This is a genomic window from Alloacidobacterium sp. (assembly GCF_035631355.1).
Classification (GTDB): domain Bacteria; phylum Acidobacteriota; class Terriglobia; order Terriglobales; family Acidobacteriaceae; genus Alloacidobacterium.
This window is the reverse complement of record NZ_DASQIX010000036.1, coordinates 54,073-67,147: the sequence shown is the minus strand read 5'-3', so window position 1 is coordinate 67,147 and position 13,075 is coordinate 54,073. Positions and strand designations below refer to the sequence as shown.

Genomic DNA, 13,075 nt, shown 5'->3' with positions numbered 1-13,075 from the left:
GGGCCTGTAGCTCAATGGTTAGAGCAGGGGACTCATAATCCCTTGGTTGGGGGTTCAAATCCCTCCGGGCCCACCATTCGATTCAATAACTTATGCACTATAGCGTGCTTCACATCACTGCCGTGTGGCGCAAGTTGTGACGCAGCGGTATGGCCAGGTAATTTTCATTCACTATAGTGCGCACCGTTTCAAGGCCAGGATGCTGATAGATCATGCCATCTGAGCGGTCGTGTGATTCAACACGCTCATTACCAGCGATATATCACCCAATTCGTCATCTGCTTCAGTTTTTCGGGATGGCGGGCGCCTTGCACCATAAATCTTTGAATCGCGCTTTCGATGTCGCGTAGATCGTCGGATGTAAGTTCAACCGCATTTGGTCCTATGCTTTCGTCGGGACACCTCATTCGTTTGCGCGCGTCGAGCACGAATTTTATCAGGTCAACTTTCGCGCTATCTCTGGGAAACATGCTCTCAGGCGTGAAATAATGAGATTCCCAAGTCTTGCCGAGGTGATGAGAATGTCCGCTTACCTTCTGATTGTGTTTGCCATGTTGAGCCGCGTTGCCGTGGCCTCGCATCATAGCTGGCTCAACTTCACCGCCATCGGCGGGTCGCTGCTTTTCTTCGGCGCGCGGCGCCCGCTGCGCCAGGCTGTTCTGCCCCTGATTGCGCTCATCGGCCTCGACTACTACATGACCGTCTACGTCTATAGCTATCCGTTCGCGGCGCAGGACTACCTCATCACCTGGGCCTGGTATGCAGCCGTCATCGTCCTTGGCCACCTGCTGCTGCGGGACCGCCGCTCGGTTGCGCGCGTGGGCGCAGGCGTTATCCTGTCCTCAACGACTTTCTTTCTCGCCACCAACTTCGCCGCCTGGGCGGTCCTCCGCGGCATCTACCCGCACAGCTTCAGCGGACTGATGACCGCCTATGCCGCCGGCCTGCCGTTCTACCGCAACGACCTGCTCTCCACCACGCTGGTCGCTGGGCTCGCATTCGGCCTGCCGGCGCTGGTTGAACATTTCCGCGCGAACGAAATCTCCGCGCATCGGGCTGCGTAAAGTTTTGCCATTCAACCCACTCCCTAGATTGAACTAATGGGGTGGTTGCTTCGCATAACGAATTTGTTTTCGTGTCTCCGCTGAACCCACCTACCGCCCGCCGGTGATGGACACTTCGGGTTGAGCGACAAGCTTTTCACCTTTATCCAGCACTGGTGTTTCCCACGTTGCCAATCGGATTGTCCGCAATGCATGCGTGCCATCAGCTTCGCTGTCGAACTTCAAGGCGAGCCTTGGCATCTTAGGGCTATATTCTGCAGGTGAAGCGACCCACATAAAGGACTTACTCGCGTCGGTTTTATTGAAGAGCCTCAGAGCATTCTCAAGCGAGTCGAACTCCACCTGATACTTGCCTGCTGGAAATGCTTTCCCGTGAGTCTGGAAGTTGAAGGGAACATTGACGGTCATCTTTTCAGAAGCAAAGGCCGCCGTCGCGCTTGCTGCGATGGCTGCCAACGTGAACACTCGAATCATCGGTCGCATAGTTCTTCCTCTCTATGCAGACCTTACGATTTTCACTGACGCGGGGCGTCAAATCGCCATCGAGTTCTTGTGAAATTTGACGGAAGGACCTTGACGCTGATCAGGGCCCCCACTCCTTGAAAATATTCGAAATAAACCTTATGGCTTCAGATACGGCGCGATAGCTGTAAAATTCTGAGGTTCGAGGATCGGTCGTGAATCTTCTCTGCCGCTTATTCGGTCACAAGTGGCGTGGCTGTCGTTGTCAAAGGTCTAATTGTTTTGGGCGGCGCGATCACGAGTGGAATGGTTGCAAGTGTAAACACTGCGGCGAAGCCCATCACGAGTGGGATGGTTGCAGGTGTAAACGCTGTGACACAACCCATCATTCCTGGATCGGGGCGACCTATGATGGTGTTGAGTGTCCATATTGTTATGGCACGGGAGTCGTACCACACCAATCCGACTATACTAGCTGCTCATATTGCATTGGTTGGCCCCGGCCCCGGTTATTGTCACGAACCTGCGCACTTTGTGGAGAAGTCCCTGCTGACCTACAGGTGAAAGATCTAAATCGTATGTAACGTCAGGAATGGGCGCAGAGTGCTGAGAATGGGATGTCCATCTGACTACGCACTGGCAGCCGATTGGTTTTGGATGTGGAACTCGATCCCGCTGATTAGGTACTTAATTCTCGAACTCGCCAGCCCGCCGCTTGCTCCTGCTTTTGCGCACGGCTATCACCACGAGCACCGCGAGAACCACCCCTATTCCGACCAGCGTTGCTATCAAATGCTTGACCGCCAGATCGTGGACGACGGTGACAATCTCCGGACCGTAGTAGAGCACCAGCAGGCCCTCGGCCATAAACCGGACCAGCCGTCCCAGAAAGACGGCGGCAAGGAAATCCCGCAGGCGCATCTCAAACACGCCCGCCCCAAAGACAAACAGCTTCCATGGAGTAGGCGGAGGCAGCATCGAGGGCACAAAAAGGGCGAAGAACTCCTGCCGCTCAAAGCGGTCTCGCAATTGCTCATAGCGGGCGCGGTTCACGCGTTTCAGCAGAAACAGCTCGCCACCGGCGCGGCCCAGGTAGAACGGCAGCAGTCCGCCAATGGATGACCCGATGGCGGCCATCAGGCAATAGACCCAGAAATGGCGGCGATCGGCCCAGACATAGCCGGAAATGATGAGGTCCATCGGCATGGGGATGGTGCTCGAATCGAGCAGGGCTATTGCGCCCGCGCCCCAGAAACCGAGCGGCTTGAGCAGGGCGAGCAACCATGCCGTGAACTTGAGGAAAAGGGAGGTGAGATGCTTCAAACTTGTCGTGTGCTTTCTTCAGACGCAGATTGGGCGTCCGTATGTGGCGCGTCTTCGCCCTGGAGCAGCTTCAAGGCATGTGAAATGAGCGGCAAGACAGCTTTCAGCGAAGTGACCGCTCCGCGCGGGCTTCCCGGCAAATTCAGGATGAGCGATTGCGCCAGTGTTCCACACAGGGCGCGGCTCAACGCGGTGTAGATTGTCTCCTCGCGTCCAGCAGCGCGCATCAGCTCCGGCACACCGTCCAGCAGCCGCTCGCAGACGTTGCGCGTCGCCTCAGGCGTCACATCGCGTGGGGCAACGCCCGTCCCTCCTGTGGTGACGACAACCGCAACATTCCGGGCGCAACGTCGCAGCGCCTTTTCAATTGCGGGCTGCTCGTCGGGAACCGTGACCCGCTCGACAACCTGAAAACCGCCGGCAACCAGCGCTTCGGCCACCGCCGGGCCGGAGGCATCGGCACGGCGGCCCTGAAAGCAGGAGTCACTGATAGTAATGACGGCGGCTTGAAGCATACCCTTTGATTGTAATGGCCAGGGCCAAGTGCATCACTCAATAGAACTTTTCCGTTTCCGAAACGTCTGAAGAGAGTAGGCTTTTGCCGGTACGCAGTAGTGTGTATGAGAGAATAGAGGTATCCCTTAATACAATTACAGCGGCCTGAAACCGTTCCAGAATGCCCATAACCGAAGTCCCAACCAGTCCCGCAAGCGCGCCTCCCGAGCCGCCGCGAAAATCCAGAAGCGAACGCTACGAACACCTCGAACGCCATGAGCTTCTCCAGGTCATGGACGACCTTCGGGACGAGCGAGCGCGCGCACGGCTGCGCGAGGTCTTCTGGGTTTCGATCATCATTCATATGATCGTCTTCTGGTTCCTGCTCTATGGGCCGAAGTACGTCTGGCATCGCCATATCCGTGTTGTTGATCCTTCGGAGATATTGAAGGAGCGCCAGAAAGAGCTGACCTATCTCGATCTGCCTGATGCGTTGAAGAAGGTCAAACCTAAGCAGTCAAATATCATCTCCGACCAGAACCGAACCGCACAGTCAAAGAACCCGACGCTCGACCGGAAGACGCTCCAGCAGTTGCAGGCGATGAAGCGCGCTGGCCCGCCAGCGCCTGCTCCACCTGCGCAGCAAATGGGACAGACGCCACAGCCCATGCCGCAGCAGCAGGCCGCTGCGCCTCCTCCGCCACAGCCCATGCCGCAGCAGCGGCCGTCACAGCCTTTGCAGAACAACGATCAGGCAAAGCTTGAGGCCCCGAAGCCAACACAGCCGAACTTCAATACCGGGGCAGTGACCGCCGGCCAAGCCATCCAGCAGGCGGCGCGCAACGCCATGCGTCCCGGCCAATACGGCGGAGGCGGCGACATGGGCGCCAACGCGCCATCGCAGCATCCCGGCGAGACCGGCGCAATCGATATTCTCAGCGACACGATGGGTGTCGATTTCGGTCCATATATTCGGCGCATTATTTACGACACAGAGCGCTCTTGGTGGCCAATCATCCCCGAGTCCGCGCGTCCTCCGCTTAACAAGCAGGGCAAAGTGGGCATCCGCTTCCGCATCCTGCCTGACGGCAGCGTGAAGCAGATGATCCTGGAATTCCCGTCAGGCGACGTAGCCCTTGACCATGCGGCGTGGGGCGGCATCACCGGCGCTTCGCCCTATCCTCCACTACCGAAGGAATTCAAAGGCCCATATCTGGAGCTGCGTTTCTACTTCCTCTATAACATCCGGCCGGAAGATGAGTAACGCCCAGGAATACCGCAAACGCCAGATCATCGGGTTGTTGCTGGTTGCCGCCGTTATTCTGGGAGTTGCGCTCTTTCGCGCACCTGCGCATACAGTCTTTCCTCGCGGATGGTGGCACGTTTGGTAGACCCGCTGCTGATTATCCTGGCCGGACCCACCGCCAGCGGCAAGACATCCCTTTCGCTGCATCTCGCCGAACGGCTTAACGGAGAAATCATCAGTTGCGACTCCGTCGCTGTCTATCGCGACATGGAGATCGGCACGGCCAAGCCCGATAAGGCCGATCGCGAACGGATTGCACATCATCTCATCGATGTCGTCGACCCGACTGAACACTACACGGCAGGCGATTACAGCCGGACAGGTCGTGCTGCGCTAGGCGAAATCGTCGAGCGTGGTCGTACACCCATCGTCACCGGCGGCACCGGGCTTTATTTGCGTGCCCTGATCGACGGCCTCTTTGTCGGGCCGCAGCGCTCGGAATCGCTGCGCGAACGTCTGAAACTGAGTGATAAGAAGCACGGACGTGGCTGGCTGTACAAAATCCTGATGCGTCTCGATCCGAAGTCCGCCGAACGCATCCATCCCAACGATAAGCCCAAGCTAATCCGGGCGCTCGAAGTCTGCATCGCTGCGCGGCAGCCCATGTCCCACGCATGGGAACAGGGGCGCGAAGCGCTTAAGGGTTTCCGCATCTTGCGCATAGGACTCGAACCCGACCGTGACTATCTCTACCAGCGCATCAACAAGCGCGCAGCGGCCATGTTCCAGAACGGGCTGGTCGAAGAAACCCGGATGCTGCTGGAAAAATATGGCGATCAGCAGCCTTTTGATTCACTTGGCTACAAGCAGGCACGCGCTTTGCTCCGCGGTGATTACCGCGAATTGGACGCCATATCTCTTGCACAGCAGGGGCATCGCAACTATGCCAAGCGCCAGCTCACGTGGTTCCGGCGCGAGACGGAGACGTACTGGCTGCACGGATTCGGAGATGAGGCGCGAATCCAAAAGAAGGCCATTGATTTAATCGATGAGAGGTTGAGCGAGTCGTCATAATTTGCACTCCACCGTCCCGACCCAGAACGAAGCAAACGGGAAGGGCCTGTTTTTTGGGGCGCGAAGTAAGCGTTCCACCGTTGCGCGCAGTACCTGATTTATCCTCAAAGAGATCATGTCGCAAGAGGGAATTCCACCGCTAAGCGCCTACAGTGAAGCCGCATTGGGCAAGGCCTTTGCCGAATTGACAAGCGAGGTCGATGAATCGGCAAAGTCGATTTCGTCTGATGAGTCAATCGAGCAATTCCGCCTGCATTGGCTGGGTCGAAAGCAGGGCCGACTCAAGTCGATCAGCGATGCATGGCTGAAGTCCGCGCCGCTTGAGGCGAAGAAGCTCATCGGCCAGCGCTTCAACGATCTCAAGAACAAAATTGAGGGAATTCTCGCGGTCTCCGATTCGATACCTATCCGTTACAGTTCCGGACCTGTATTGCCTGGAGTGAGTCTTTCCTACGAACCGATTCACGCCAAGAGAGAGCAAGAATTTCGCGCTAGACTCGACGCCGAAGGCATCGACATCACTCTCCCTGGGACGCACCGCACCCTCGGTGCCGAGCACCCGCTGATCAAGACCATGCACGAAATGGTCGCTGTTTTCCAACGCATGGGCTATTCGGTGGGCGTCGGCCCAGAGGTCGAAACCGACTACTACAACTTTGAGTCGCTCAATTTTCCGCCCGGCCATCCGGCGCGCGATACGCAGGACACTTTGGTCGTGGCAAATCAAGAGGGCAAGCCACTGCGTGACCGTCTGCTCATGCGCACTCACACGTCTCCGGTACAGATACGAACGATGGAGCAGCAGCCGCCGCCGGTGCGCATCGTCATCCCGGGAAAGGTCCACCGAAACGATGCAGCAGACGCCACGCACTCGCCTATCTTCCAGCAGATCGAGGGCCTCTGCGTTGACACCAACATCACCTTCTCGGATTTGAAGGGTACGCTCGACCACGCTATGAAGGAGTACTTCGGCTCGAGCGTGAAGACGCGTTTCTTTCCGTCGTTCTTCCCGTTCACCGAACCAAGCGCCGATGTGCAGATCAGTTGCCCCTTCTGCGGCGGCAAAGGCTGCCGCAAATGCAAGCACTCAGGCTGGATCGAGTTATTAGGCTGCGGCATGGTTGATCCGGCTGTCTTCGGATTCGTTCAGGGCAAGCAGCCCGCCTACGACCCGAAGAAGATCAGCGGCTTCGCCTTCGGTATGGGCGTCGACCGCATCACCATGATGAAGTACGGCATCAGCGATATCAGCTTGTTGTATTCGGGTGATGCGCGCTTTCTGGAGCAGTTCGCATGAAGCAGCAAGTAGAGATGATCGTTACAGGAGGTTTGTGATCCTTGGCAATCCCTGATTATCAATCACTTATGCTGCCGGTGCTCAGGGCAGCCGCCAAAGGAGAAGTGCGGCTCGGCTATGTAGTAGAGCAGCTTGCCGATGAACTTCATTTGTCTGAGGACGAACGTACAGAACTTTTGCCATCAGGTACCCAAACCTTAGCAAATCGCGTTGGATGGGCTAAGACCTACTTAGCGAAAGCAGGATTGATTGCTAGCAACCGCCGAGCGCATTACTCGCTTACGGAGCGTGGCCGTGAAGTCCTTGCTTCAAATCCTGCGCGAATCGACAACAACCTGCTTATGAAGTTTGAAGAATTCCGGCAATTTCGAGATCGATCCGCTAGTAAGTTGCCTGCCCAATCGGTACCACTCGCGATGCTACCGCCCGCAGAAGTCAAAGAAACTCCCGACGAGATCATTCGAGAAGCGCACAAGCAACTTGAAACTGCGCTTGCTGAAGAGTTAATTGATCGCGTTCGACAGATGAGTCCTGCTTTTTTTGAGCGATTAGTTATTCGTCTCCTGTTGAGTATGGGTTACGGTGGTTCAGTTGAAGAAGCTGGCAGGGCACTCGGCCGGTCAGGAGATGACGGAGTTGATGGAGTTGTGGATCAAGACGCTCTAGGACTAGATCGAGTATATGTGCAGGCCAAGAGATATAGTGATTCGCATTCTATTGGAGCAGGTGCGGTTCGCGATTTCTTCGGCAGCCTAGATAGGCACAAAGCCGCCAAAGGATTACTGGTTACTACCTCAAGTTTCTCATCCTCTGCTAAGGAAACTGCTGAATTTTTGAGCAAAAGGATAGTGCTGATTGATGGTGTGCAGCTTGCTAAGTTGATGATCCGTTATGACGTTGGCTGCAAAGTCGAAGAAGCAATTTATTTGAAAAAGGTAGACGAAGACTTCTTTGGATAAGTAAATGAAGATTCTTTCCTCCTGGCTCCGCTCCTATTTGCCGAAACTCGACGTTACCGATCGTCAGCTTGCCGATGACCTTACCCTACGCGGCATTGCCGTCGAAGGTGTCTTCGATCTCAGTGCGAATGGCTCTCTCTTCGAGATGGACATCACGACCAACCGCGTCGATGCGATGAATCACTACGGTATCGCGCGCGAGGCGGCGACCATCTATGGACTGAAGCTGCTCGATCTCAACCCGAAATTGCCCACAGCAAAGCCATCAACGAAGCCGTATCCAATCAAGATCGAAGAACCAACCCTTTGCGGACGCTTCACCGCCCGCGTCCTGCGCAATGTGAAAATCACTCAATCCGCCGGCATTGTAGCCGAGTGCTTCCGCCTGCTTGAACAGAAACTCATCTCGAACGCTGTTGACGCAACGAACTACGTCACACAGGCGATGGGTCATCCAACCCATGCCTTCGATCTCGATAAGCTTGAAGGCGGCATCATCCTGCGCTGCGCTCGCAAGGGCGAAAAACTCAGAACGCTCGACGGAATCGAACGCACACTCGACTCCGACGATCTCGTCGTCGCCGATGAAAAGAAAGCCCTGGCCATCGCCGGAGTGATGGGCGGCTGGGACACGATGATCACGCCGGAGACGAAGAATATCCTCGTCGAAGCCGCATGGTTCGATCCCGCCAGCGTGCGCCGCAGCTCCAAACGCCATCTGTTGCATACCGACGCCTCACACCGCTTCGAGCGCGGGGCCGATTTCAATGCTCCGCCCGTCGCTTCGGCGCTGGTCAGCAGCATCATTCTTGAAGCTGGGGGCGAAATTGAAGGCGATCTCGTTGATGTGATGATTCCGGAAGCCGAGCAACGCACCGCCAGGCGGCCGGCGATCACCTTTGCCGTCAGCGAAGCAAAGCGCATCCTTGGCGCAACCGAAGATTCCCAAGGAATCACACCCGATATGGCGGAAACGATCCTTACAGGGCTTGGGTGCAGGCTCAATAAGAACGGGACTCACCAAACATCGACGGCAGCGCAAGACCTCGATCCATCGCGCGCTGTTTCTGTCCCGAGCGGTAGCAAAGCCGACTATCAGGTCTTGCTTCCAAGCTGGCGTCTCGATCTCGAACGCGAAATCGACCTCATCGAAGAAATCGCCCGCGTCTACGGCTATAACCGCTTCCAGAACACGCTACCCACATTTGCAGGAGCGGTCGTCGAGCTCCCATGGGCGGAAAAAGAATCGACCATCCGCAGCACTCTGCTTGGTCTTGGCTGGACGGAGGCCGTTTCCAGTACCTTCTGTTCTGCAGCTGATGCGGTTACATTTGCATCGCAGCCAAACTCAGCCATCCCGCTCGGCAATCCACTTAGCGAAGAAGCAGGAATGCTGCGGTCCTCGCTCGCCTCCGGAATGTTAGGCATGCTTGCCCTCAACCTCAACCGCGATATGGAAGACGTGATGCTCTTCGAATTGGGGACAGTCTTTCAGGGAACTACAGACAAAGTCGAAGAAAAGCCCGCGCTCTCCATCGGCGCAACCGGCAAGCTGCCTCTTGCAGGCCCACATCAACCATCGCGTGAGCTTGATTTCTACGATGTTAAGGGAACCGTCGAAGCCCTACTCGGCAAATTTTTCGCCAAGTCGCTCTATTTCGACCGCTTTCCTTCTGATTCAGGTTTAATGCCTGCATGGCTGCATCCGGGCCGCTCTGCGCGCGCTGCCATCGATGGAGCAACAGTTGGCTACTTCGGCCAGCTTCACCCGGCGGAAGCCCAGCGCCGCAAGATCAAACAAACCATTTATATTGGCGAAATCTATCTCGACCGCCTTTATAAGCAGACTCTGCGCCAGCCTGTCGTGCGTGAATTATCCCGCTTCCAAGCCGTGCGCCGCGACTTCTCCTTCATTCTTGCCGCAGCTACACGTTGGGAACAGATAGCAGAAGCGCTCACTGCACTAGGCATCCCCGAGTTGCAGCAGTTTGAGGCAGTCGAAATCCTGGACGAAAAAGACTCGAAGCTGGTTCCCGCCGGGCACACCTCGCTGCTGCTGCGGACCGTCTTCCAGGCCCAGGACCGCACATTGCAGGAAGACGAGCTGCAAGGCTACGCACAACGCGTGATTTCCGCAGTTGAAGCTCTGGGCGGAAAATTACGGAGCTAGCTCGAACCCCACATCTCAAAATCGAGATGTGGGCCCCTGTCCTCACTTTCACGTAACAAACTGGTTGCGCCTGCACACATTCCCGTGCAATCGATGATTTTCCTCTGCGTAAAACCAGCTATACTGCGCGAAGAACGACTGAATTTCCCCCGTCAAAAGAGGTACTGATGTCCACGCTTGCACTGAAAGATGTTGAAGTCAACGTTACTGCCGACGATTTCAACGCGCTCGAACAGCGCGTCCTGCGCGCAGTTGAATTGCTGAAGAAAGAGCGCGAAGCCCGCGCCACGGCTGAACAGAATGCCGCCACTCTGCAGCAGTTGCTCGATGAGCAATCGACGCAACTGACTGAGGCACAGGAGCAGGTGAAAGCCTTCGAGAAGGAGCGCGAAACCGTGCGCCGCCGCGTTGAGCGCCTGCTGGGCCAACTGGAAGAAATTTCTGCCTGAGAAAATCGCAACAGGAGTATGAGTGATTCATGGCCGATTCTCAGAATGAAAGCACCAACGCCGCGCAGTTCGTAACCGTAGACATCTACGACCAGACCTATCGTCTCCGCGGACAAGACCCCGCATATATCCAGCATCTGGCCGAGGTGGTTGATACAAAAATGCGCACGGTTGCAGCGCAGGGCAAGAGCGTCGATTCGCTGCGCGTGGCCGTTCTCGCAGCGTTGAACATTGCCGATGAACTTTCGGCGCTTGAACAGCGCTATAATGCGCTGGCCGGTACAACAAAAGAAAATCTGCGCAACCGCGCCAGCAAGCTCAATGGCCTGCTCGATGCCGTGCTGATGGAAGACCGCAAGATCAGCTGAGGGCCGCTTGCAATCTGCGCCGTCTCCCGCTAGCATCCAACTAGAAACCGGCCTGCAAAGCAGGTGGCAGCGGTTAACGTCGGTTGAACCTACATTCATTGAACAGGGAGCTCGACTCGACAATCGGCTCGGTGCGCAGTGTCCGCCAGTCCGGAATGCCTAAAGAGCCGCGGAGAGTTCCCACCGTCTTAGGACGGGTTCACCGGCGCGTCGCTCCACGGCCCCGTGGGTCGGTTTTGCTTTCTTCATGAGGAAACCATGGCCAACAACGCTGCAACCACAGGTATCTCCTTTGGCTCCGCTTTTGCGTTAGTTTTGTCGTGGACGAAATGGCACGCATTCTGGTGGGCCATTTTGCACGGTTGCCTTGGCTGGATCTACGTCATCTACTACTGGTTCCGCTTCTATCATCGTTGAAGGTCCGCACCGCCTTGTACCCACGCCTCTTCCAGTTCGGACACATCGCCATCCCGACTTACGGCGTCTTTGCCGCCATTGCGTTAGTCGCAGCCCTCGCATTAGCCATGCAAACAGCGCGTTGCCTGTCTCTCGACGCAAATAAAATCTGGAACCTGAGCCTTATTGGCATTTTGACGGCGCTGCTGAGTTCGCGCCTGTTGTTGATTTTCTTCCACCTACGCGACTTTCTCGCCCATCCGTTCTGGATGCTCGGCCTAGTCAACGTCCGCAGCAGCGGCGCATTTTATGGTGGCGTACTGCTGGCATTTTGTGCCTGTCTCGGATACATATTCGCAGCCCGCCTGCCGCTGCGCCGCACACTTGACTGTCTCGCTCCCGCAATCGCACTCGGCCTTGCCATCAGCAGTCTTGGGACCTTCGCCGCAGGTTCGGATTATGGGTCACCGACTGACAAACCGTGGGGCATCATCTACAAACATGGGCTCGCTACGCTTTGGTCGGGCACGCCATTAGGAATACGTCTGCATCCTGTCCAGCTTTATGAGGCGCTGATTCTGTTTCTGTTGCTGGCCGTCCTGCTGTTTCAGCTTCCGCGTCGCCCGCATGACGGCGACATCGCCGGGACATTTTTTTTTGTCTACGGAATCACCCTGTATTTTCTGGATTTCTACCGAGGCAGCCGGAGCCTCGTCTTGCATGAAGCCATTACCATCGCGCAAATTCTGGCTGTCGCTCTTACGGTCGCAGGCGCAGTGCTTTGGATACGCCGAAAACCCGCGGCATTCTCTACGCATCCGTTAGAGTATGATTCGTAAACTCAAATCCGGTGAATACCGTCTTTATTCGCGTAAGAAGAATGAGTCGACAGGCAAGCGCCGCAATCTTGGCACTTTTTCTTCGCTAAAAGCGGCAAAGCAGCACGAGCGCGAGGTTCAATACTTTAAAAAGCATTAATCGCATAAGTGTTCGTCCCGTGGTCGCGGGAGAAACACCTAACGAAAACGCCCGTAGACCAGTTTTGTCTACGGGCGTCCGATTCAGTAGCCCTCCCCCAAGTGCTACTCAATGTCTGAACTTTATCGCGCGGCACCTATGCGATCCATCCCACAATCGGGTTTTTCAGAAACTATGTCGTAATAGGCTGTTTGATTACTTGTGTACTCTTGAAAAGAACCACTTAGCCAGATGGCCCACATTAACAGCTTCATCCGCATTCCACTGCTTGCCATACGCCAGCGCATTCGGCCGCTGCCGCGCATCAGCGTGCTCGACGAAGACCGCATCCACATGCGCGTGTGGCCCAATGATATCGATTTTTATTTCCATCTTAATAACTCGCGCTATCTCAGTTGCATGGACTACGGACGCATCCACATGATGGCCGCCAATGGCATTCTGTCACACGCGCTGAAAGAGCGCTGGGTAGCGCTGGTCGGCTCGGTCGATATCACCTATCGCCGGTCTTTGGATCTCTGGACAGCCTTCGAGCTTCGCACGCGAACGCTCTGCTGGGACGAGAAGTGGTTTTACATGGAGCAGAGCTTCCACTCGAAATCCGGGCTCGCCGCCATCGCCTGCGGGAAAATACTTTTCCGCAACAAGCAGGGGAACATCCCGCCGCAATTGATCATAGATATGGTTTCGCCGGGAACGGTTTCATCGCCGGTGTCAGAATCGCTGGCGCAATGGAACGAAATTACGAAGCAGCGACTCGATAGTTACAAATGAGTGGCATTGGCTGAATCACG

Annotated in this window: 14 protein-coding genes, 1 tRNA gene and 1 other RNA gene; 13 read left to right on the top strand and 3 right to left on the bottom strand. The window is 56.0% G+C overall.

All coding sequences use genetic code 11. From position 1 onward, the window contains the following. Together VEV40_RS06695 and VEV40_RS06690 are read left to right on the top strand one after the other, a co-directional pair. Positions 1-76: transfer RNA gene (locus VEV40_RS06695), tRNA-Ile, on the top strand. Between the two features lie 445 nt (positions 77-521). After that, on the top strand, positions 522-1,064 hold the full coding sequence (locus VEV40_RS06690) for a DUF6580 family putative transport protein (RefSeq protein ID WP_324831057.1): 543 nt from the start codon (positions 522-524) through the stop codon (positions 1,062-1,064). A 90-nt stretch (positions 1,065-1,154) separates the two neighbouring features. Here VEV40_RS06690 and VEV40_RS06685 read toward each other — a convergent pair whose 3' ends face one another. The 3 genes from VEV40_RS06685 to VEV40_RS06675 form a co-directional block, all read right to left on the bottom strand. Continuing rightward, on the bottom strand, positions 1,155-1,538 hold the full coding sequence (locus VEV40_RS06685; protein WP_324831055.1) for a hypothetical protein: 384 nt from the start codon (positions 1,536-1,538) through the stop codon (positions 1,155-1,157). Between the two features lie 675 nt (positions 1,539-2,213). After that, positions 2,214-2,849: a YqaA family protein gene (locus tag VEV40_RS06680; RefSeq protein ID WP_324831053.1), complete on the bottom strand. Its 636-nt coding sequence runs from the start codon at positions 2,847-2,849 to the stop codon at positions 2,214-2,216. Continuing rightward, a complete protein-coding gene (locus VEV40_RS06675) occupies positions 2,846-3,364 on the bottom strand; it encodes a MogA/MoaB family molybdenum cofactor biosynthesis protein (protein ID WP_324831052.1) in 519 nt (172 codons plus the stop codon). Before VEV40_RS06675 ends, VEV40_RS06680 begins: the two co-directional genes overlap by 4 nt. Before the next feature lie 161 nt (positions 3,365-3,525). Between VEV40_RS06675 and VEV40_RS06670 the strand changes: the two genes are divergently transcribed. The 11 genes from VEV40_RS06670 (at position 3,526) to VEV40_RS06620 (ending at position 13,055) form a co-directional block, all read left to right on the top strand. Beyond that, positions 3,526-4,608, top strand: coding sequence for a TonB family protein (locus VEV40_RS06670; protein ID WP_324831050.1), 1,083 nt, complete (start codon positions 3,526-3,528; stop codon positions 4,606-4,608). Beyond that, entirely contained in the window at positions 4,601-4,735 is a 135-nt protein-coding gene (locus VEV40_RS06665) for a hypothetical protein (RefSeq protein ID WP_324831049.1), read from the top strand. The genes VEV40_RS06670 and VEV40_RS06665 overlap by 8 nt, the downstream gene beginning before the upstream one ends. After that, the gene (miaA, locus tag VEV40_RS06660; protein ID WP_324831048.1) at positions 4,717-5,664 is read left to right on the top strand and encodes a tRNA (adenosine(37)-N6)-dimethylallyltransferase MiaA; all 948 of its coding nucleotides are present in this window, start codon (positions 4,717-4,719) and stop codon (positions 5,662-5,664) included. The genes VEV40_RS06665 and miaA overlap by 19 nt, the downstream gene beginning before the upstream one ends. Positions 5,665-5,779: 115 nt before the next feature. Then, positions 5,780-6,961, top strand: a complete 1,182-nt coding sequence (gene pheS / locus VEV40_RS06655) for a phenylalanine--tRNA ligase subunit alpha (protein WP_324831047.1) — start codon at positions 5,780-5,782, stop codon at positions 6,959-6,961. 41 nt (positions 6,962-7,002) lie between these two features. Further along, positions 7,003-7,920, top strand: a complete 918-nt coding sequence (locus VEV40_RS06650) for a restriction endonuclease (protein ID WP_324831046.1) — start codon at positions 7,003-7,005, stop codon at positions 7,918-7,920. A 4-nt stretch (positions 7,921-7,924) separates the two neighbouring features. Beyond that, complete coding sequence (locus VEV40_RS06645; protein ID WP_324831045.1) at positions 7,925-10,090, top strand: phenylalanine--tRNA ligase subunit beta; 2,166 nt, start codon at positions 7,925-7,927, stop codon at positions 10,088-10,090. A gap of 167 nt (positions 10,091-10,257) precedes the next feature. Further along, positions 10,258-10,539 carry a hypothetical protein gene (locus VEV40_RS06640; RefSeq protein WP_324831043.1) on the top strand — a complete coding sequence of 94 codons (282 nt, stop codon included), beginning with the start codon at positions 10,258-10,260 and terminating at the stop codon, positions 10,537-10,539. 29 nt (positions 10,540-10,568) lie between these two features. Beyond that, a complete protein-coding gene (locus VEV40_RS06635) occupies positions 10,569-10,907 on the top strand; it encodes a cell division protein ZapA (RefSeq protein ID WP_324831041.1) in 339 nt (112 codons plus the stop codon). Between the two features lie 46 nt (positions 10,908-10,953). Continuing rightward, positions 10,954-11,143: non-coding RNA, 6S RNA (gene ssrS / locus VEV40_RS06630), on the top strand. Between the two features lie 93 nt (positions 11,144-11,236). Beyond that, positions 11,237-12,142, top strand: coding sequence for a prolipoprotein diacylglyceryl transferase (locus tag VEV40_RS06625; RefSeq protein ID WP_324831039.1), 906 nt, complete (start codon positions 11,237-11,239; stop codon positions 12,140-12,142). Between the two features lie 370 nt (positions 12,143-12,512). After that, positions 12,513-13,055 (top strand): thioesterase family protein, encoded by a 543-nt coding sequence (locus VEV40_RS06620; protein ID WP_324831038.1) that lies wholly within the window; start codon positions 12,513-12,515, stop codon positions 13,053-13,055. The last annotated feature ends 20 nt before the right edge of the window (positions 13,056-13,075 follow it).